The 19,285-nt window shown below is 73.7% G+C and carries 16 protein-coding genes and 2 pseudogenes; 13 read left to right on the top strand and 5 right to left on the bottom strand.

What is annotated here, in order from left to right:
• Positions 1–70: 70 nt before the first annotated feature.
• The gene (locus tag ACFYXE_RS06955) at positions 71–2,218 is read left to right on the top strand and encodes an OmpL47-type beta-barrel domain-containing protein (protein WP_389311353.1); all 2,148 of its coding nucleotides are present in this window, start codon (positions 71–73) and stop codon (positions 2,216–2,218) included.
• 21 nt (positions 2,219–2,239) lie between these two features.
• On the opposite strand, the gene ligD is transcribed toward ACFYXE_RS06955, so the two are convergent.
• A complete protein-coding gene (gene ligD / locus ACFYXE_RS06950; protein ID WP_389309713.1) occupies positions 2,240–3,319 on the bottom strand; it encodes a non-homologous end-joining DNA ligase in 1,080 nt (359 codons plus the stop codon).
• Positions 3,320–3,393: 74 nt separating this feature from the next.
• Here ligD and ACFYXE_RS06945 point away from each other — a divergent pair, with 74 nt between their 5' ends.
• From ACFYXE_RS06945 to ACFYXE_RS06935, 3 genes are all read left to right on the top strand, one after another.
• The gene (locus ACFYXE_RS06945) at positions 3,394–4,470 is read left to right on the top strand and encodes an ATP-dependent DNA ligase (RefSeq protein ID WP_389309710.1); all 1,077 of its coding nucleotides are present in this window, start codon (positions 3,394–3,396) and stop codon (positions 4,468–4,470) included.
• A gap of 286 nt (positions 4,471–4,756) precedes the next feature.
• Complete coding sequence (locus tag ACFYXE_RS06940; RefSeq protein WP_389309707.1) at positions 4,757–6,550, top strand: FAD-dependent oxidoreductase; 1,794 nt, start codon at positions 4,757–4,759, stop codon at positions 6,548–6,550.
• Positions 6,551–6,632: 82 nt separating this feature from the next.
• Positions 6,633–7,574, top strand: a complete 942-nt coding sequence (locus tag ACFYXE_RS06935) for a DUF3048 domain-containing protein (RefSeq protein ID WP_389309704.1) — start codon at positions 6,633–6,635, stop codon at positions 7,572–7,574.
• An 8-nt stretch (positions 7,575–7,582) separates the two neighbouring features.
• Here ACFYXE_RS06935 and ACFYXE_RS06930 read toward each other — a convergent pair whose 3' ends face one another.
• Complete coding sequence (locus ACFYXE_RS06930; RefSeq protein WP_389309701.1) at positions 7,583–8,095, bottom strand: MarR family winged helix-turn-helix transcriptional regulator; 513 nt, start codon at positions 8,093–8,095, stop codon at positions 7,583–7,585.
• A 206-nt stretch (positions 8,096–8,301) separates the two neighbouring features.
• Between ACFYXE_RS06930 and ACFYXE_RS06925 the strand changes: the two are divergent.
• The 6 genes and pseudogenes from ACFYXE_RS06925 to pcaD form a co-directional block, all read left to right on the top strand.
• Positions 8,302–9,054: pseudogene (locus ACFYXE_RS06925) on the top strand (CoA transferase subunit A); the annotation flags it as partial.
• 170 nt (positions 9,055–9,224) lie between these two features.
• Positions 9,225–9,860 (top strand): annotated as a pseudogene (locus tag ACFYXE_RS06920) (3-oxoacid CoA-transferase subunit B); the annotation flags it as partial.
• Positions 9,861–10,167: 307 nt separating this feature from the next.
• Complete coding sequence (pcaH, locus tag ACFYXE_RS06915) at positions 10,168–10,971, top strand: protocatechuate 3,4-dioxygenase subunit beta (RefSeq protein WP_389309698.1); 804 nt, start codon at positions 10,168–10,170, stop codon at positions 10,969–10,971.
• Entirely contained in the window at positions 10,971–11,534 is a 564-nt protein-coding gene (pcaG, locus tag ACFYXE_RS06910) for a protocatechuate 3,4-dioxygenase subunit alpha (protein ID WP_389309696.1), read from the top strand. Before pcaH ends, pcaG begins: the two co-directional genes overlap by 1 nt.
• On the top strand, positions 11,531–12,880 hold the full coding sequence (pcaB, locus tag ACFYXE_RS06905; protein WP_389309693.1) for a 3-carboxy-cis,cis-muconate cycloisomerase: 1,350 nt from the start codon (positions 11,531–11,533) through the stop codon (positions 12,878–12,880). The genes pcaG and pcaB overlap by 4 nt, the downstream gene beginning before the upstream one ends.
• Positions 12,877–14,022: a 3-oxoadipate enol-lactonase gene (pcaD, locus tag ACFYXE_RS06900; RefSeq protein WP_389309690.1), complete on the top strand. Its 1,146-nt coding sequence runs from the start codon at positions 12,877–12,879 to the stop codon at positions 14,020–14,022. Before pcaB ends, pcaD begins: the two co-directional genes overlap by 4 nt.
• A 137-nt stretch (positions 14,023–14,159) precedes the next feature.
• Here the strand turns inward: pcaD and ACFYXE_RS06895 are convergent, their stop codons facing one another.
• The 3 genes from ACFYXE_RS06895 to ACFYXE_RS06885 all read right to left on the bottom strand — a co-directional run bounded on the left by ACFYXE_RS06895 (position 14,160) and on the right by ACFYXE_RS06885 (position 16,728).
• The gene (locus ACFYXE_RS06895; RefSeq protein ID WP_389309687.1) at positions 14,160–14,903 is read right to left on the bottom strand and encodes a type 1 glutamine amidotransferase; all 744 of its coding nucleotides are present in this window, start codon (positions 14,901–14,903) and stop codon (positions 14,160–14,162) included.
• 112 nt (positions 14,904–15,015) lie between these two features.
• Positions 15,016–15,942, bottom strand: a complete 927-nt coding sequence (locus tag ACFYXE_RS06890; protein WP_389309685.1) for an SDR family oxidoreductase — start codon at positions 15,940–15,942, stop codon at positions 15,016–15,018.
• Between the two features lie 21 nt (positions 15,943–15,963).
• Positions 15,964–16,728, bottom strand: coding sequence for an SDR family oxidoreductase (locus ACFYXE_RS06885; RefSeq protein WP_389309684.1), 765 nt, complete (start codon positions 16,726–16,728; stop codon positions 15,964–15,966).
• Positions 16,729–16,796: 68 nt separating this feature from the next.
• Between ACFYXE_RS06885 and ACFYXE_RS06880 the strand changes: the two genes are divergently transcribed.
• The 3 genes from ACFYXE_RS06880 to ACFYXE_RS06870 are packed head-to-tail and all read left to right on the top strand — an operon-like array spanning position 16,797 to position 19,251.
• Positions 16,797–17,567 (top strand): enoyl-CoA hydratase family protein, encoded by a 771-nt coding sequence (locus ACFYXE_RS06880; RefSeq protein WP_389309681.1) that lies wholly within the window; start codon positions 16,797–16,799, stop codon positions 17,565–17,567.
• Positions 17,564–18,463, top strand: coding sequence for a CoA transferase subunit A (locus ACFYXE_RS06875; RefSeq protein ID WP_389309678.1), 900 nt, complete (start codon positions 17,564–17,566; stop codon positions 18,461–18,463). Before ACFYXE_RS06880 ends, ACFYXE_RS06875 begins: the two co-directional genes overlap by 4 nt.
• The gene (locus ACFYXE_RS06870) at positions 18,460–19,251 is read left to right on the top strand and encodes a CoA-transferase subunit beta (protein ID WP_389309675.1); all 792 of its coding nucleotides are present in this window, start codon (positions 18,460–18,462) and stop codon (positions 19,249–19,251) included. The genes ACFYXE_RS06875 and ACFYXE_RS06870 overlap by 4 nt, the downstream gene beginning before the upstream one ends.
• The last annotated feature ends 34 nt before the right edge of the window (positions 19,252–19,285 follow it).

Here is a 19,285-nt window from a genome sequence, read left to right as displayed (position 1 = left end):
GTCCGGCAGGCGGGCGCGCACCGCGTCCGGGCGGCGAAGACTGTACGCGGCGCTGTTCGTGTCGCTGCTCATGGTGCTCGGGCTGACCTCGACGGCCGCCACGGCACGCACCGACAACTCCGGTCTGGCCGCGGCGCAGACCCTGACCTGGACCGCCGACAACGACATCACCAAGTACAAGTCGGTGCCGACCACGGCGGTGGCGGGCCCGACGACGATCGTCTTCGAGAACAGCGAGGCGACCGGCAACACCACGGGCATGCCGCACACGCTGACGTTCGACACGTCGGACCCCGAGTACAACAACGACGTGCCGCTCAACATCATGGCGAACCCCAACGACGACCAGGCCGGCAAGCACACCGCCGAGGTCACGCTCACCCCGGGCCGCTACCGCTTCCACTGCACCATCCCGGGCCACGGGGCGATGCAGGGCATCCTGGTGGTGACCGAGGGCGGCGGTGAGGACACCACGGCGCCCGTGGCCTCGGCGAAGGTCGAGGGGACGACCAACGCCGACGGCGCGTACGTCGGTTCGGCCACCGTCGCGGTGACCGCGACGGACGAGGGGTCGGGCGTCGACAAGGTCGAGTACGCGGTCGGGGCGGACGGCGCGTGGCAGCCGTACACCGCGCCGGTGGTGGTCGACCAGGTCGGCACCCACAAGATCCGTTACCGGGCCACCGACAAGGCGGGCAACGTCTCCGCCGAGAAGGCCGTCGACTTCACGGTGGTCGCGCCGCCGACGGACGACAAGACGCCGCCGGAGACGTCGGCCACGGTGTCCGGCGAGAAGAACGACCAGGGGCAGTACGTCGGCATGGCGACGGTCACGGTGACGGCGTCCGACACCGGCTCCGGCGTCAACAAGATCGAGTACGCGATCGGCGACGGCGCCTGGACCGCGTACACCGCGCCGGTCATGGTGCACGAGACGGGCGCGCACAAGGTCCGCTACCGGGCGTCGGACAAGGCGGGCAACCAGGCGGCCGAGAAGTCCGTCGAGTTCACCGTGGTCGCGCCGCCGGTGCAGGACAAGACGCCGCCGGAGACCTCGGCGAAGGTCGAGGGCACCAAGGACTCGGACGGCGCCTACCTGGGGAAGGCGAAGGTGACGGTCACCGCCACGGACGCCGACTCGGGTGTCGCCAAGGTCGAGTACTCCCTGGACGGCGGCCCCTACCTGGCGTACGAGGCGCCGGTCGTCGTGGACCGGGTGGGCCGGCACAGCGTGGCGTACCGGGCGAGCGACAAGGCGGGCAACGCGTCCGCGGCGAAGACCGCGTCCTTCACGGTGGCCGAGGGCGGCGGCGTGCCCGCACCCAACTGCCCCGAGTACGACGAGCGGTCGACGGTGTTCGTCGGCACGGTCGACACGGGTATCCCGAACCGCGTCACGAACAACCGGTGCCGGGTGGGCGAGCTGATCGAGGACGAGAAGGACTGGTCCTCGCACGCTCTCTTCCTCAAGCACGTCAAGACCGTGACGGACAAGCTCCTGAAGGACGGTGAGATCGACCGGCGCGAGTACAACAAGATCAACCGCGCGGCCAAGCAGTCCGGCATCGGCAAGCCCGGCCAGACGGAGGGCTACACCAAGCTCCTCGACGGCACGAAGGAGAGCTTCGACCGCTGGGAGCAGGTGGGCGGCGGCAAGTTCGGCCTGAACGCCGACGGCACGATCACCAGCTCCACCTCGGTCGAGGGCATGGGCATGCTGTGGTTCCCCAAGCGCAAGTACGGCGACTTCTCGCTGAAGCTGCAGTGGCGGGACGACGCGCCGGGCAACGGCAACACCAACGCCGGTGTCTTCGTGCGCTTCCCGCAGGTCCACGACCACCCGGAGGAGTCCCGTCCGGAGTGGGTCGCCATCAAGTACGGCCATGAGATCCAGATCCACGACCGGCCCGACGGCGACATGTACAAGACCGCGTCGATCTACGGCTTCGACCGGGTGGGGCTCGCGGGCGCGGGCGTCACCCCCAAGGGCACGTGGAACGACTACGAGGTCCGTGTGGTGGACCAGCACTACTCGATCTACCGCAACGGCGTCCTGCTGAACGAGTTCGACAACGTCGGCGGCCAGGACTTCACGCCGCCCCGCGGCGACGACCCGGGCACGGACGGCCGCCGCTTCGCGTCCGGCTACCTCGGACTCCAGGTCCACGGCGTGACGGACGTGGTGTCGTACCGCGACATCCGTATCAAGGAGCTGTAGGGGAGGACCCGCGGCCCTTCTTCAGGCGCCCTCACCCCTGCGGGGGTGGGGGCGCCCTGTCTGTTCCGCGGGCTCCTCGTGCCTCGCCCGGCTCGGCTGGACGCGTTTGGGCTCGCCCGGCATCTTGGGGTACTCCGGGGGGTACGGGAGGTCGCCGAGGCCGTGGTCGCGTTCGTCCTTGTCGGCCAGGGCCAGGAGCGCCTCCAGGGAGTGGGCCCGGTCGTCCATGCCCGCGTGGAGGTCGCCGACCTCGGCGAAGCGGGTCGGCATGGTGGCGAGGTCGAAGTCCTCGGGCCGGGCGTCCTCGACCTCGTCCCAGCGCAGGGGCGCCGAGACCGGGGCGTGCGGCCCGGCGCGCAGCGAGTAGGCGGAGGCGATCGTGCGGTCCCTGGCCGTCTGGTTGTAGTCCACGAAGATCCGCTTGCCCCGCTCCTCCTTCCACCAGGCGATCGTGACGGCATCGGGCATCCGGCGTTCCAGCTCCCGCCCGACGGCGATGGCGGCCCTGCGCACCTGGGTGAAGGTCCAGCGCGGTTCGATCGGTACGAAGACGTGCAGTCCGCGTCCGCCCGACGTCTTGGGCCAGCCTTCCAGGCCGCCGAACTCGTCGAGCACCGAGCGGAGTTCGAGGGCGGCCCGGACGGCGTCCGCGTAGTCGGTGCCGGGCTGCGGGTCGAGGTCGATGCGGAGTTCGTCGGGGTGGTCGAGGTCGGCGCCGCGCACCGGCCAGGGGTGGAAGGTCAGGGTGTTGTACTGGACCGCCCAGATGACGGCCGCCAGCTCGGTGGGGCACATCTCGTCGGCGGTGCGGCCGCTGGGGAAGGCGATGGTGGCGGTGGGGATCCAGTCGGGGTGGTTCTTCGGGACGCGCTTCTGGTAGAAGAAGTCGGCCGCCGCCCCTTCGGGGTACCGCTGCAGGGTCGTGGGGCGGTCACGCAGCGCGCGCAGGATGCCGGGCCCCACGGCCAGGAAGTACTCCGCGACGTCACGCTTGGTGAAGCCCCGCTCGGGAAAGACGACCCGGTCCGGGCTGGAGAGCCGCACCTCGCGCTCCCCCGTGTCGATCTGCACGGCCGCGCTCTTGCCCTTGGCTGCACCCATGCCTGCCACGCTAGACGCGTGGGACATTCGCCGCACACCAGGCGGTAAGCCGCGTCGCGTCGCAGAATCGGACCATGGACCTGCCGGTGATGCCGCCCGTGAAGCCCATGCTCGCCAAGCCCGTGGCGAAGATCCCGCCGGGCATGCAGTACGAGGCGAAGTGGGACGGTTTCCGCGCGATCGTCTTCCGCGACGGCGACGAGATCGAGCTGGGCAGCCGCACCGGCAAGCCGCTGACCCGCTACTTTCCCGAGCTGGTGGCGGCCCTGCGCGAGCGCCTGCCGGAGCGGTGCGTCGTGGACGGCGAGATCGTCATCGCCACGGACGGCCACCTGGACTTCGACGCGCTCACGGAACGCATCCACCCCGCGGCCTCCCGCGTCGCGCTGCTCGCCGAGCGCACGCCCGCCTCGTTCGTGGCCTTCGACCTGCTGGCACTCGGTGACGAGGCACTGCTCACCACGGGCCTCGCCGAGCGGCGCGCCCGCCTGACGGAGGCGCTCGCGGGCGTCACGGCCCCGGTGCACCTGGCACCGGCGACCACGGACCCCGCGGAGGCGCGGGTGTGGTTCGAGCGGTTCGAGGGCGCGGGCCTGGACGGCGTCATCGCCAAGCCGCTGGACCTGCCCTACCGCCAGAACGAACGTCTCATGTTCAAGATCAAGCACGAGCGCACGGCGGACTGCGTGGTCGCGGGCTACCGCTTCCACAAGAGCGGCCCCGTCGTCGGTTCGCTGCTGCTCGGCCTCTACGACGACGAGGGGGCCCTGCAGCACGTGGGCGTGTGCGCGGCCTTCTCGATGAAGCGCCGCGCGGAACTCGTGGAGGAGCTGGAACCGCTGCGGATGGAGTCCGCGGCCGGCCACCCGTGGGCCGCCTGGACGGACGAGAGCGCCCACGAGACGGCCCGGATGCCCGGCGCCCCGAGCCGCTGGTCGGGCAAGAAGGACCTGTCCTGGCTGCCGCTGCGGCCCGAGCGGGTCTGCGAGGTGGCCTACGACCACATGGAGGGCGGGCGGCGCTTCCGCCACACGGCCGCGTTCCGCCGGTGGCGCGCGGACCGGACGCCGCAGAGCTGTACGTACGCACAGTTGGAGCAGCCGGCCCGGCACACGCTGACGGACGTCTTCGGCCCCTCCGCCCCCGCCTGACCGCCGTCGCGGGGCGCACCACGGACGGCCCACCCGGCCGACCTCCACCCGGCAGCCCCCGGCGACCCCTCGCCCAACAACCCCCTCTCACCCGTCCGGCCGCACGCACGCCCCGCCCCGCGCCCAGGGCTCCTGGCCCTTCCGGCACACCCGCCCCTCCGGCACCCCCGCCCACCGCAATCACGCCAATGTTCGACGCGGCCACCGCGTACCTTCCACCCCACCGGACGCGACCGTATGCTCCTGCGCCTGACACGTACGTTACCGGCGGTAATGGGGGCGGGACATGGGGCACAGTGGTGCCGAGGGACAGACGCGGCGGGGGTTCGTGGCGGGGGCCGCGGCGGTCGGCGGGGCGGCGGCGCTCGGCGTGGGCGCGGGGGCGCTGCCCGCGGCGGCGGCCGTACCGGGCGCGCCGGGAGCGCCGCAGTCCGTGGCCGTCCTCGGCGGTGGCGTCGCCGGCCTCACCGCCGCGCACGAGCTGGCCGAGCGCGGCTTCGCGGTGACCGTCTACGAACGCAGGGCGCTCGGCGGCAAGGCCCGCAGCATGGACGTGCCGGACAGCGCCAAGGGGAACCGCAAGCCGCTGCCCGGCGAGCACGGCTTCCGCTTCATCCCCGGCATCTACCGCAACCTGCCGGACACGATGCGCCGCATCCCCTTCCCCGGGAACGCGAACGGCGTGTGGGACAACCTGATCGCACCCCGCGAGATGATGTTCGCGCGCACCGGCCGCGAGGACATCCGGATGCCGATCCCCTGGCCGGGCAGCGAGCCGGAGAAGCTCACGCTCGACGACATCCGGCGGGCGCTGGCAGGACTGCTCGACACCGCGTTCAACCTGCCGGCCCACGAGGCCGCGTACTTCGTGAACCGCGCCCTTGTCTTCCTGACCAGCTGCGACGAACGCCGCGACGACGACTGGGAATCGACCCCCTGGTGGGAGTTCACCCGGGCGGACCGGATGTCCAAGGACTACCAGCGCATCCTCGTCATCGGCGTCACCCGCAACATCGTGGCGACGAAGGCCGAGGAGGCCAGCACCCGCACCGTCGGGACCCTCGGTGAGGCCTTCGTCCTCAATGCCCTCGGCCAGGGCGCGGACGGCCCGCCCGACCGGATCCTGAACGCGCCGACGAACGAGGCGTGGATCGACCCCTGGGTCGCCCATCTCCGCTCCCTGGGCGTGGAGTTCCGCATCGGCTGGACCGTGCGCGAGCTGGGCTTCGGCGGCGGGCGCGTCACCAAGACCGTCGTGGAGGACCCCGACGGCGTGCGCCGTGACATCGTCGCCGACCACTACGTCCAGGCCATGCCGGTGGAACACGCCCGCCGGACGTGGAGCGCGGACATGCGGGCGGCCGACCCGCAGTTGGCGCGCTGCGACAAACTGGAGACGGACTGGATGACCGGCATCCAGTTCTATCTGACGGAGCGTCCGCCCGTCGTGAAGGGCCACTTCAACCTGATCGACTCGCCCTGGTCGCTGACCGGCATCGCGCAGGCCGGGCACTGGCCCGGGCGGAACTTCCCCGCCGACTACGGCGACGGCGTCGCGGTCGACTGCCTCTCGGTGGACATCTCCGAATGGGACAAGCCGGGGATCCTGTACGGCAAGACGGCCAAGCAGTGCACCCGCGACGAGGTCGCCAAGGAGGTGTGGGCGCAGCTCAAGGCGGCCCTCAACGACACGGGAAAGACGGTCCTCAGCGACAGCAAGCTGCACTCGTGGTTCCTCGACCCCGGCGTCGACGGGCTCGGCACACCGCATCCCACCAACGAGGACCAGCTCCTCATCCACCCCGTGGGCACCTTCCACAACCGCCCCTCGGCGGCGACGAAGATCCCGAACTTCTTCCTGTCCGGCGACTACGTCTCGGTGGACATCGACCTGGCCACGATGGAGGGCGCCAACGCGTCGGCGCGGCAGGCGGTCAACGCCCTGCTCAAGCAGGCGGGTTCGGACCACGAGCCGTGCACGGTGACGCCGCTGCACCGCGTCCCGGCGATCGAGGTCCTCAAGCGCCACGACCGCACCCGCTACCGGCTCGGCCTGCGCAACGCCCTCGATCTGGGCTGACGGCGGGCGATCCGGGCGCCTCGCGGGGCAAGACCTCCGCCAGGGGGTAGGACTCCGGGCGCGTTCGGGGTAGGACATCCGCATGACACGGCGGACGCGTACACGCATACGGGCCGGGGCGGCGGTGGCAGTCGCACTCGCCGCCCTGGCGTCCGGCTGCACGATCGAGCCCGACGGCACGGCAGGGAACCGGCCCGGGTCGGACGAGGGCGGCGGCGTGCTCGCCGTGAAGATCGACAACGTCGGCCCGGCCCGCCCGCAGACCGGCCTCGACGCGGCGGACGTCGTGTACGTCGAGCAGGTGGAGGCCGGCCTCAGCCGCCTGATGGCGGTGTACGCGTCCCGGCTGCCGCCGGTGATCGGCCCCGTGCGCAGCGCGCGCGAGACGGACCTGGAGCTCCTGCGCCAGTTCGACCGGCCCGCGCTCGCGTTCTCCGGCGCACAGTCCAAGCTCCTGCCACTGATCGCCGCCGCGCCGGTGCGGGCCCTGCCGCCGGGCAAGGCGCCCGGCAGCGCCTACTACCGGGGCGGCGGCAAGGTCGCGCCGCACAACCTCTTCCTGCGCCCGAGCGCGCTGAGGACCGGCCCGAGCGCGGGCGCACTGGACAGCACCGGATTCCGGTTCGGGCCGCGCCCGGACGGCGGCACCCCGCAGACCCGGCGCACGGTCCGCTTCCCCGCGGCCCGGTTCACCTTCGACTGGGTGGAGTACGAGGGGCGTTGGCGGATCGCGATGGACGGGCGGCGGGCACGCACGTCCGCCGGCAAGGAACTGTCCGCGTCGACGGTCGTCGTGCAGTACGTGAAGGTCCGCCCCTCCCGCTTCCACGACCGCGGGGGCAACGTCTCGCCGTTCACCGAGACGGTCGGGCGGGGGTCGGCGAGCGTGCTCAGGGACGGGCGGGCGTACCCAGCGCGCTGGCAGCGCTCGTCCCCGGAGGACGGCACGGAGTTCACCACGCCGGACGGCAAGTTGCTGCCGTTCGCCAAGGGGCAGGTGTGGGTGGTGTACGCGAAGGCCTGAGCGGCGTGTCAGTCGGCGGCGGCCGCCGCTGCCCGCCGCGTCTCGCCGACGGGTGCGGCGGCTGCCCGCGCGGGCGGGACCGCCGGGTCGCGCAAGCTCTCCGCCGCGTCCGCGACCCGCTGGATGAGGTCGAGGAAGACGGACTGCTCCGCGGTCGAGAGCGGCGCGAGGAGGACCTGGTTCATCCGGGCGGTGCGCACCGTCAGCCTGCCGTGGGCGCGCCGGCCCTCGTCGGTGGGACGCAGCAGACAGCGGCGGCCGTCCCGCGCGTCGCGCACCTTGGCGAGCAGCTCCCTGCGGATCAGCCGGGCCACGACCTCGGCGATGGTGGACCGGTCGAGGCCGACCCGCTCCCCCACGGTGCGCTGGTCCAGGCCGGGTTCGGCGACCAGGGCGTTGAGGACGGCGAACTGCGGTGACGTGATCTCCTCGGACACCATCGTGGTCCACAGGAGGTGGTGCGCCTGCTGCAGGCGCCGGGCCAGATGCCCGGGGTGGGTGGCAAGGTCCACCGCGGCCATGGGGTCCTCCGCTCGTCGTGTCCCGACCGGTCCTCGTCGTCGCGTCCGGCCAACATGTCTCGTACGTGCACGGAACAATACCCGCTGCCGTCCATCAACACCCCAGGTCTTGTGCGGGAGTTCGACTGCTCCTATCCTCGCCGAAATAGTCAGTGCCCTGAGGAATCCGTCCGGCCGTCCGGGCGGGGAGGAGAGGGGACGAGCGGATGGACAAGGTGACGGCCTCCGCCGCAGAGGCGGTGGCCGACGTGTGCGACGGGGCGTCGGTCGCGGTCGGCGGCTTCGGCCTGAGCGGCGTACCGACCGTGCTGGTGAACGCGCTGCACGCTTCGGGGGTCTCGGGCCTGCGGGTGGTGTCCAACAACTGCGGCGCCATGGAGTCCGGCCTCGCGGTGCTCCTCGCGGCGGGCCGCATCGCCCGGGTGACCGGGTCCTACATCGGCGCCAACAAGGAGTTCGCGCGCCAGTACCTGGCCGGTGAGCTGGAGGTCGAGATGATCCCGCAGGGCACGCTCGCCGAGCGGCTGCGGGCGGGCGGCACGGGCATCCCCGCGTTCTTCACCCCGGCCGGGGTGGGCACACAGGTCGCCGACGGCGGGCTGCCCTGGCGCTACGACGGGCAGGGCGGGGTCGCGGTCGCGTCCCCGGCCAAGGAGGTGCGGGAGTTCGACGGCATCCCCTACGTCCTGGAGCGCGGCATCCGCACCGATTTCGCGCTGGTCCGCGCGGCCCGGGGCGACCGGCACGGCAACCTGGTCTTCCACCGCTCCGCCCGCAACTTCAACCCGCCGGCGGCGATGGCCGGGCGGGTGACCGTCGCGGAGGTGGAGGAACTGGTGGAGCCGGGCGACATCGACCCGGACGCGGTGCACCTGCCGGGCATCTTCGTGCAGCGGGTCGTGGCCCTGACGCCCGGGCAGGCCGCCGACAAGCGCATCGAGCGACGCACGGTGTCCGGGGTGTCCGGGGCGTCTGGGGTGTCTGGTGTATCCGGGGCGCCTGGGGTGTCCGGGATGTCTGAGGTATCCGGAGTGTCCGGGGTGTCCGGGGTTTCCGCTCCCGCGCGGTCCCCCGGCGCCCCGACCGCGACAGCCTCCGCGGATGCCACGGACGGGGCGGTGGGTGCCTGATGGCCTGGACCCGCGAGGAGATGGCCGCCCGCGCAGCGCGCGAACTCCGCGACGGCCAGTACGTGAACCTCGGCATCGGCCTGCCCACGCTGATCCCCGACCAGCTGCCGCCGGGCGTGGAGGTCGTCCTGGAGTCGGAGAACGGCATCCTCGGCGTGGGCCCCTACCCCACGGAGGACGAGGTCGACCCCGACCTCGTCAACGCGGGCAAGGAGACCGTGACCGTGCTGCCCGGTGCCTCCTTCTTCGACTCGGCGCTGTCCTTCGGAATGATCCGCGGCGGCCATATCGACGTCGCCGTCCTGGGCGCGATGCAGGTCTCCGCGCGCGGGGACCTCGCCAACTGGTCCGTCCCCGGCAGGATGATCACCGGCATCGGCGGGGCGATGGACCTCGTGCACGGCGCCCGCACGGTCGTCGTCGTCATGACGCACACCGCCAAGGACGGCACGGCGAAGATCCTCGACGCGTGCACGCTGCCGCTGACCGGCCGGGGCTGCGTCGACCGGATCGTCACGGACCTGTGCGTCCTGGAGGTGACCGGGCACGGCCTGGAAATGGTGGAAACGGCACCCGGGGTGACCGTCGCCGAGATCGCCGCGAAGACCTCGGCGGAGATCCATGTGCCCGACGGCTTCACACCGACGGCGGGCGTCACACCGACTACCGGCGTCACGCCAACTGCGGGCGGCGCGCAAACTGCGGGCCTCACACCGACGGCGGGCCTCACACCGACGGCGGGCGTCACGCCACGGGACGGGCACGGGTCCCGGGGCGCACCCGTCGCATGAGACCGCGCCCCTCGTACTCCCGAAGAGGCACCCCCCTCCCGGACAGGGGCACCCGGCCGTGACGCCCCCTCCTGCCGACCCCGTGCCGCAGCCCCTCCCGCCCCCTGCTCCCCTCCCGCCCCCGTCTCCTCCTCGTACGGAGCCACCAGAGATGCCTCTCACCGCCTCACCCGTGCCCCAGCCCCGACCCCGGCCCGGGCCCTTGCCCGACGGGCTCAGCCAGGACGCCCTGGACGCCGAGGTCGCCAAGGCGCAGGGCGCGTCGGGGGGCGCGCACCATCCGCCGCGCGACTACCCGCCCTACCGCAGCAGCCACTACCGGCACCCGAAGCGGCCTTCGATCCCGCTGCGCGACCCGGAGGCGGTCGAGCTCAGCGGACCCGCGTTCGGCGTCACCGACGTCACGGAGCCGGACCGCGACCTGACACGCGGCCACGCGGGCGAGCCGCTGGGCGAGCGCATCACGGTGAGCGGCCGGGTCCTGGACCGGTGGGGCCGGCCCGTGCGCGGCCAGCTCGTCGAGCTGTGGCAGGCCAACGCCTCGGGCCGGTACGCGCATCAACTGGACCGGCACCCGGCGCCCTTGGACCCCCACTTCACGGGTTTCGGCCGCTGCCTGACCGACGACGACGGCGGGTACTCGTTCACCACCATCAAGCCGGGCGCCTACCCGTGGCGCAATCACGTGAACGCCTGGCGCCCCGCGCACCTGCACTTCTCGCTCTTCGGCACGGCGTTCGCCCAGCGCCTGGTCACGCAGATGTACTTCCCCGGCGACCCGCTCCTCCCGTACGACCCGGTGCTCCGCTCGGTGACCGACGAGTCGGCGCGCCGACGGCTCGTCTGTGCCTACGACCACGGCCTGTCCGTCCCCGAGCGGTCGCTCGGGTACCGCTGGGACATCGTCCTCGACGGCCCGGCGGCCACCCTCTTCGAGGAAGGCGCCCCGCACTGATGCACGCCCCCACGCCCTCCCAGACCGTCGGCCCCTTCTACGGGTACGCGCTGCCCTTCCCGCACGGCGGCGACGTGGCGCCCACCGGACACCCCGACACGATCACCCTGCACGGGTACGTGTTCGACGGCGCGGGGAAACCCGTCCCCGACGCGCTGATCGAGACCTGGCAGCCCGCTCCGGACGGCACGCGCGCGGGGGTGCCGGGGTCGCTGCGCGGCGATCCCGTCTCGGGGCGGCCGGTGGGGCGCGACGGTGTCGCGTTCACCGGGTTCGGCCGGGTGCCGACCGACGCGGACGGCCACTGGGCGGTGCGGACGCTGCCGCCGGGCGGCGTCTCGTACGTCTCGCTCGCCGTGTTCGCGCGCGGGCTGCTCCACCACCTGTACACGCGCGCGTACCTGGTGGACGAGCCCGGTGACCCGCTGCTCGCCGGGCTGGACGCGGAGCGGCGCGCCACGCTCGTCGCCCGGAGCGAGGCGCCGCGCACCTACCGGTTCGACGTCCACCTCCAGGGGGCGGACGAGACGGTGTTCCTGGAGTTCCCGGCGGATTCGGCGTGAGCGGCCTGTTCGCGCCCGGGTGGGCGGGCTCGGCCGCCGCCGACGCGACCTCCGACCGCGCCTTCCTTGCGGCCCTGCTGGCCGTCGAGGCCGCGTTGGCCCGGGCGCAGGCGGCGGTGGGTCTCGCGCCCGGGGAGGCCGCGGCGGCGGTGACGGAAGCGGCCGCGGATGTCGACCGGTTCGACGCGCGGGACATCGCGCTCCGCGCGCGCGAGGGCGGGAATCCGGTGATCCCCCTGGTGGCGGAGCTGACGGCCGCGGTGCCCGAGGCGGCGGCGCCCTACGTCCACCGGGGCGCGACGAGCCAGGACATCCTGGACTCGGCGCTGATGCTGCTGTCCGCCCGGACACTGGACCTGGTCCTCGCGGATCTGGCCCGGGTGGAGGGGGCGTTGGCGCGCCTCGCCCGCGTCCACCGGGACACGGTGATGCCGGGGCGCACGCTCACGCAGCACGCGGTGCCGACCACCTTCGGCCTCAAGGCGGCGGGATGGCGGTCGCTGGCCCTCGACGCGCGGGACCGGGTCGCGGGCGTGCGGGCGGCCCTTCCCGTGCAACTGGGCGGCGCGGCTGGCACGTCGGCGGCCTTCGACGCGTACGCGCCCCCCGGGCCCCGCAGGGACCTCGGGGCCGGGGGGATCGCCGCGGCGCTGGTGTCGGCCTTCGCCGCGGAACTGTCCCTGGCCGCGCCGCCGTTGCCCTGGCACACCCTGCGTACGCCCGTCGCCGATCTCGGCGCCGCCCTGGCCGTCACCGCGGGCGCCCTCGGCAAGACGGCGGCCGACGTCCTCGTCCTCTCCCGCACCGAGATCGGCGAGGTCTCCGAGGGCGCGGGCGGCGGCTCGTCCGCCATGCCGCACAAGGCGAACCCGGTACGTGCCACGCTGATCGCCGCCGCCGCGCGCCGCGCGCCCGCTCTCGCGGCGATCCTCTTCGGCGCGCTGACCGCCGAGGACGAGCGGCCCGCGGGTGCCTGGCACGCCGAGTGGGAGACCGTGCGCGATCTGCTGCGGCTGGCCGGGGGCGCGGCGCGGGACGCGGCGGAGCTCGCCGAGGGGTTGCGCGCGCACCCGGAGGTGATGCGCGAACACCTCGGCCTGACGGGCGGGTCGATCGTCTCCGAGCGGCTGGCCGCCGAGCTCGCGTCCCTGCTCGGGCGGGCCCGCGCGCGGCAGCTCCTGGCCGACGCGGCCCGGCGCGCCTGTGCGCAGGGGCGGTCGCTCGCGGAGGTCCTCGCCGCGGAACCCGCCCTCAAGGACACCGTCGACTTGGACGAACTCACCGACCCCGCTCACTACACCGGTGCCGCCGGTGCCCTCACCGACCGCGCCCTGGAGCGACGTTGACGCACGAGCCGAACGAGATCCTTCCGCACCACACCACGGAGGGGGCGGCCACCGCGCCCCCGCTCCTCCTCGGCCCTTCCCTGGGCACCTCCACCGCCCTGTGGGACGCCGTCGCGCCCGAACTCGCCGCCGCCCACCGGGTCGTACGGTGGGACCTGCCCGGCCACGGGCGGTCCCCGGCCGACCTGATCGGGCCGGGGGCGACGGTCGCCGATCTCGCCGGGCTCGTCCTCGCGCTCGCCGACGCCCTCGGCATCGACCGCTTCGCGTACGCGGGGGTCTCGCTCGGCGGTGCGGTCGGACTGCACCTCGCGGCCCGGCATCCCGAGCGGGTGACACGGCTCGCGGTGATCGGCTCGTCGGCGCACTTCGGGGGCGCGGGACCGTGGCGGGAGCGGGCCGCGCTGGCGCGCCGCGAGGGCCTCGCCGGGATCGCCGCGGCAGCGCCGGGGCGGTGGTTCACGCCGGGGTTCACCGCGGAGGCGCTCGTCGCGGACCTGCGGGCGGCCGATCCCGCCGCGTACGCCGCGTGCTGCGATGCGCTGGCCGTCTGCGACCTGCGGGATTCGCTGGCCTCGATCTCGGCGCCGACACTGGTCGTCGCCGGGCGCGAGGACCCGGCGACGCCGCCCGCCCACGCGCGGGAGATCGCCGACGGCGTGCCGGGCGCCTCACTCGTGGAGCTCGCGGGTGCCTCGCACCTGGCGCCCGCTGAGCGTCCCGACGCCGTCGCCGCCCTCCTGCGCGCCCACTTCACGGGCCTGCCCGGCGCCGGGACGGCGGCGCGCCGCGCGGTGCTCGGGGACGCCCACGTGGACCGCGCGCAGGCGCGCACGACGGCGTTCACGGCCCGTTTCCAGGACTTCATCGCCCGCTACGCGTGGGGCGAGATCTGGACCGATCCGACGCTGGCACACCGCGAGCGCAGCATGATCACGATGACCGCGCTGGTCGCCCACGGGCACCTGGACGAGCTGGCCCTGCATGTCCGCGCCGCCCGTCGCATCGGGCTCACGCCCGAGGAGATCGGCGCGGTGCTGCTGCAGACCGCGGTCTACTGCGGGGTTCCCGCGGCCAACGCGGCGTTCGCCGTGGCCCAGCGGGTCCTGGCGGCGGAGGACGAGGCCTCGGAGCCGGGTTGACGGGGCCCGGAGCCCTGCCTGCGTCCCTGCGTGACGGGGCCCGGAGCCCTGCCTTGTGGGCCTGCGTGACGAGGCCCGGAGCCCTGCCTTGTGGGCCTGCGTGACGAAGGCCCGGAGTCTCGTCCGCGGTCCTCTGCCTAGAGCTCCGCGCGGGCCGTGCAGAGGGACCGCAGGTGGGCGAGGCTCCGCTCGGCGAGGGGCCGCAGGGTGGGGGCGACGGCGCGGGCGTCGGCCCGCAACCGCTCCACGGCGCCGGGTCCGTGTGCGGCTGTCGCCTCGGCGGCGAAGGACGGCTCGGCGAGCCAGTCGTCCAGCAGGCCGGGCGTGACCTCCAGATGGAACTGCAGCCCCCAGGCCGCGGGGCCCGCGCGGAAGGCCTGGCAGTCGGTGGTGGCGGTGCGGGCGAGGACGCGGGTGCCGGGCCCGGGCACGATCCGGTCGCCGTGCCAGTGCAGCACGGCGGGCGCGTCGGCGAGCGGGCCGACCACGGGGTCGTCGCGGTCGACGTCCCGCAGCGCGGCCCAGCCGACCTCGCTCCCCTGGCCGAGCTCGGCGCCCGGGCGGACGGCCAGTCCCTGGGCCCGGGCGAGGAGTTGCGCCCCCAGGCAGACACCCAGCGTCGGCAGCTCGTCGCGCAGCGCGTCGACCAGCAGATCGCGTTCCAGCTTCAGCTCCGGGTACCCCGTCACGTCGTCGGCGTTCATGGGCCCGCCCATGACGACGAGCCCCGCGAGGTCGGCCACCGGCGGCAACGCGCGCCCCGGGCGCTCGAACAGGTTCCGCACGTCGACATCGAGTCCGCTGCCGCCCAACGCGTCGAGGATCAGGCCGGGCTTCTCGACCTCGACGTGCTGGAGTATCAGGACGGTGCGCGCGGGCATGGGGGATCTCCTCGGCGGGACTCAGGGATGATCCACCCTAACGTGGCAGGTCAGCGCCCTGATCAGAGGCCCGGGGAGACCGGTGCCCGCCGCCCGTGGGCGTGCGCCGCGGTCACCTCGCCCCGTACACCGGCTGGGGCGTCCCGGCGGCGGCCAGGAGTTTCTGGGCCGTCTCCCCGGCCTCCGCCGGGGTCCAGCGCGCGCCCTTGTCCGCCGTCGGGCCGGGGCGCCAGCCCTCCATGACCGTGAGGCGGCCCGCCTCGGCCTCGAAGACCCGGCCGGTGACGCCCGCGGAGGACGGGGAGCCGAGCCAGACGACGAGCGGGGACACGTTCTCCGGGGCCATCGCGTCGAACACGCCGTCCTCGGGGGCGGCCATCGTCTCGGCGAAGGTCTGCTCGGTCATCCGGGTGCGGGCGGCGGGGGCGATGGCGTTCACGCGCACTCCGTAGGAGCCCAGTTCGGCGGCGGCGACCATGGTCAGGCCCAGGATGCCGGCCTTGGCGGCGCTGTAGTTGCCCTGACCGACGCTGCCCAGCAGGCCCGCCCCGGAGCTGGTGTTGACCACGCACGCGTGCACGGCGCGGCCCGCCTTCGCCTCGGCACGCCAGTGCGCGCCCGCGTGCTTCAGCGGCAGGAAATGCCCCTTGAGGTGGACGCGCATCACCGCGTCCCAGTCGTCCTCCTCCAGGTTGACCAGCATCCGGTCACGGAGGAAGCCCGCGTTGTTGACCAGGGTGTCCAGACGGCCGTACGTGTCGAGCGCGGCGCGCACCAGGGAGGCGGCGCCCTCGGACGTCGCGATGTCGCCGCCGTGGGCGACCGCGTCGCCGCCCGCGCCGCGGATCTCCTCGACGACGTCGTGGGCGGGGCCGCCGGAGCCGCCCGACCCGTCGGGGCCCACCCCGAGGTCGTTGACGACGACGCGGGCGCCCTCGGCGGCGTACGCGCGCGCGTGGGCCCTGCCCAGGCCCCGGCCCGCACCGGTGACGATCACGACGCGGCCCTCGCAGAGACCGGACTTGGCAGCTGACGTCATGGCAGAACTCCTCGGGTGCGTTCAGTGGTTGACGGACGCCGCGGCGAGGAACGCGGGGCGCTCGCCGCCGCCGTGCAGGTGGAGCGCGGCGCCGCTGATGTACCGGGCGCGGTCGGAGGCGAGGAACACGCAGGCGTCGCCGACGTCGGACGGGTCGGCGAGGCGGCCGAGCGGGACGGTCGCGGCGACCCGCGCGATGCCCTCCTCGTCGCCGTAGTGCAGGGCGGCGCTCTCGGTGCGGGCGAGGCCGAGGACGACGGTGTTGACCCGGACGGCCGGGGCCCATTCGACGGCCATGGTCGCGGCGAGGTTCTCCAGGCCCGCCTTCGCGGCGCCGTACGCGCCGCTGCCGGGCGAGGGCCTGCACCCGCTGACGCTGCCGATCATCGTGATGCTGCCGCCCGTCTCCTGAGTGCGCATCACCTCGTGGGCGGCGAGCGAGGCGTAGAGCGGCGCGAGGAGGTTCAGTTCGACGATCTTCGCCTGCCGGGCCGCCGTCGACTCGGCGAGCAGCCCGAAGGGGGTGCCGCCCGCGTTGTTGACGAGGGCGTCGACCGCGCCGTGGTCCGCCGCGACCCCGGCGAAGAAGGCGCGGGCCGCCTCCGCGTCCCGCAGGTCCAGGGCCCTGAACTCGGCGCTCCCGCCCGCCGCTTCGACGGGTGCGTCCGGCGGCCTGCGCGCGCAGACGACGACCCGCGCCCCCGCGGCGAGGAAGCTCCGGGCGATTCCGGCACCGACGCCCCGGGTGCCGCCGGTCACGACGACCACCTGTCGTGTGTCAGTCATCGCTGCTACCTTTCCAACTAACAAATGTTTGGTTGAAGGCGTGTGATTGAAAGGTAGCGGATCCTCTGATGCCTGTCTCCACCTCCGTCCCGGACCGGGGCGTGGCCGTCGTCACCGTCGACCACCCGCCGGTCAACGCCCTTCCTGTGCAGGGCTGGTACGACCTGGCGGACGCCCTGCTCGCCGCCGGGCGCGACCCGGAGGTCCGCTGCGTGGTGCTGACGGCCCGGGGGCGCGGATTCAACGCGGGCGTGGACATCAAGGAGATGCAGCGCGACCCCGGCCACACCGCGCTGATCGGCGCCAACCGGGGGTGCTACGCCGCCTTCTCGGCGGTGTACGAGTGCGAGGTCCCGGTCGTCGCCGCCGTGCACGGCTTCTGCCTGGGCGGCGGCATCGGCCTCGTGGGCAACGCGGACGCGATCGTGGCGAGCGACGACGCCACCTTCGGCCTGCCCGAGCTGGACCGGGGTGCGCTCGGTGCCGCCACCCACCTGGCCAGGCTCGTCCCGCAGCACCTGATGCGCGCCCTGTACTACACCTCACGGACCGCGACCGCCGCCGAGTTGCACGCGCACGGCTCGGTGTGGCGGGTCGTCCCGCGCGCGGAACTGCCGGAGGCGGCGCTGGAGCTGGCGCGGGAGATCGCCCGCAAGGACGGCACGCTGCTGCGCTTCGCGAAGGCCGCGATCAACGGAATCGATCCCGTCGACGTGCACCGCAGCTACCGCTTCGAGCAGGGCTTCACCTTCGAGGCGAACCTCAGCGGCCTGGCCGACCGCATCCGTGAGGACTTCGGGACGCAGGACGGCGCACGGCGAGAAGGGGGCAGGGCATGAGCGGCGGGACCGCCACGAGGACCGACGGCACGAGGACCGACAAGAGGATGACGCCCGACGAGATCGTGGGGCGCCTGAGAAGCGGGATGACGCTCGGCATCGGCGGCTGGGGCTCGCGCCGCAAGCCGATGGCGCTGGTGCGCGCGCTGCTGCGCTCGGACGTCACCGACCTGACCGTCGTCGCGTACGGCGGCCCGGACGTCGGGCTGCTCGCCGCCGCCGGCCGCATCCGCACGCTGGTCACGGCGTTCACGACGCTCGACTCGATCCCCCTGGAGCCGCACTTCAGGGCCGCACGCGAGCGGGCCGCCTTCGACCTCGTCGAGCTGGACGAGGCGATGTTCATGCAGGGGCTGACCGCGGGCGCGCAGCGGCTGCCCTTCCTGCCGATCCGGGCGGGGCTCGGCTCGGACGTCCTGCGGGTCAACCCCCAGCTGCGGACGGTCACCTCGCCCTACGAGGACGGGGAGGAGCTCGTCGCGGTGCCCGCCCTGCGGATGGACGCGGCGCTGGTCCACCTGAACCGCGCCGACCGCCACGGGAACGGCCAGTACCTGGGCCCCGACCCCTACTTCGACGACCTGTTCTGCGAGGCCGCCGACACCGCGTACGTCTCGTGCGAGCGCATCGTCGACCCCGCCGAGCTCACCGCCCACGCCGCGCCCCAGACGATGCTGGTCTCCCGGCACTCGGTGACGGGCGTGACCCAGACACCCAAGGGCGCGCACTTCACCTCCTGCGTGCCCGACTACGGCCGCGACGAGCCGTTCCAGAAGGAGTACGCCACGGCGGCCGCCGACCCCCGGGCCTGGGAGGCCTTCCGCGAGCGTTTCCTGACCGGGACCGAGCAGGACTACCACCTGGCCGTCCAGACCTGGCACAAGGAGCAGCGATGACCCGGCCCGACCCGGCACGGTCCACGACGGCCCGGCCGGGCACCACCCGCGCCGAATACTGCGTGATCGCCTGTGCGGAGGCCTGGCGGGACAGCGGCGAGATCCTCGCCTCCCCCATGGGCACCGTTCCGTCGATCGCCGCGCGCCTGGCCCGACTGACCTTCTCCCCCGAGCTGCTCCTCACCGACGGCGAGGCCCTGCTCATCGGTGACGTCCCCGCGGTCGGCGCCGCGTCGGCGGTCACCGAGGGCTGGCTGCCGTACCGGAGGCACCTGACGATGGTGATGGGCGGGCGGCGGCACGTGATGATGGGCGCGAGCCAGATCGACCGCTTCGGCAACCAGAACATCTCGTGCATCGGGAGCTGGGAGCGCCCCCGGCGTCAGCTCCTGGGCGTGCGCGGCGCCCCCGTGAACACTTTGAACAACCCGGTGAGTTACTGGATCCCGCGCCACTCGACCCGCGTCTTCGTCGAGAAGGTCGACATGATCAGCGGCGTCGGCTATGACAGCGCGGCCGCCGCGGGCCCCTCCGCGACCCGCTTCCACGACCTGCGCCGGGTCGTCTCCGACCTGGCCGTGCTCGACTTCGCCACGCCCGACCACGCGATGCGCCTGGTGTCCCTGCACCCGGGCGTCACCCTCGACCAGGTCCGCGAGGCCACCGGCTTCCCGCTCGTCGTGCCGGACGACGTCCCGTACACCCGCGAACCGACCGGCGAGGAGCTGCGGCTGATCCGGGAGGTGGTGGACCCCCGCGGTCTGCGGGAGCGCGAGGTGCGCGCATGAGCGGGCCGCCGGTGCCGCCCGCCGGAGTGCCCAC

This window comes from Streptomyces sp. NPDC002564, from assembly GCF_042889645.1.
GTDB lineage: Bacteria > Actinomycetota > Actinomycetes > Streptomycetales > Streptomycetaceae > Streptomyces.
This window is presented reverse-complemented; position numbering and strand designations above follow the sequence as displayed.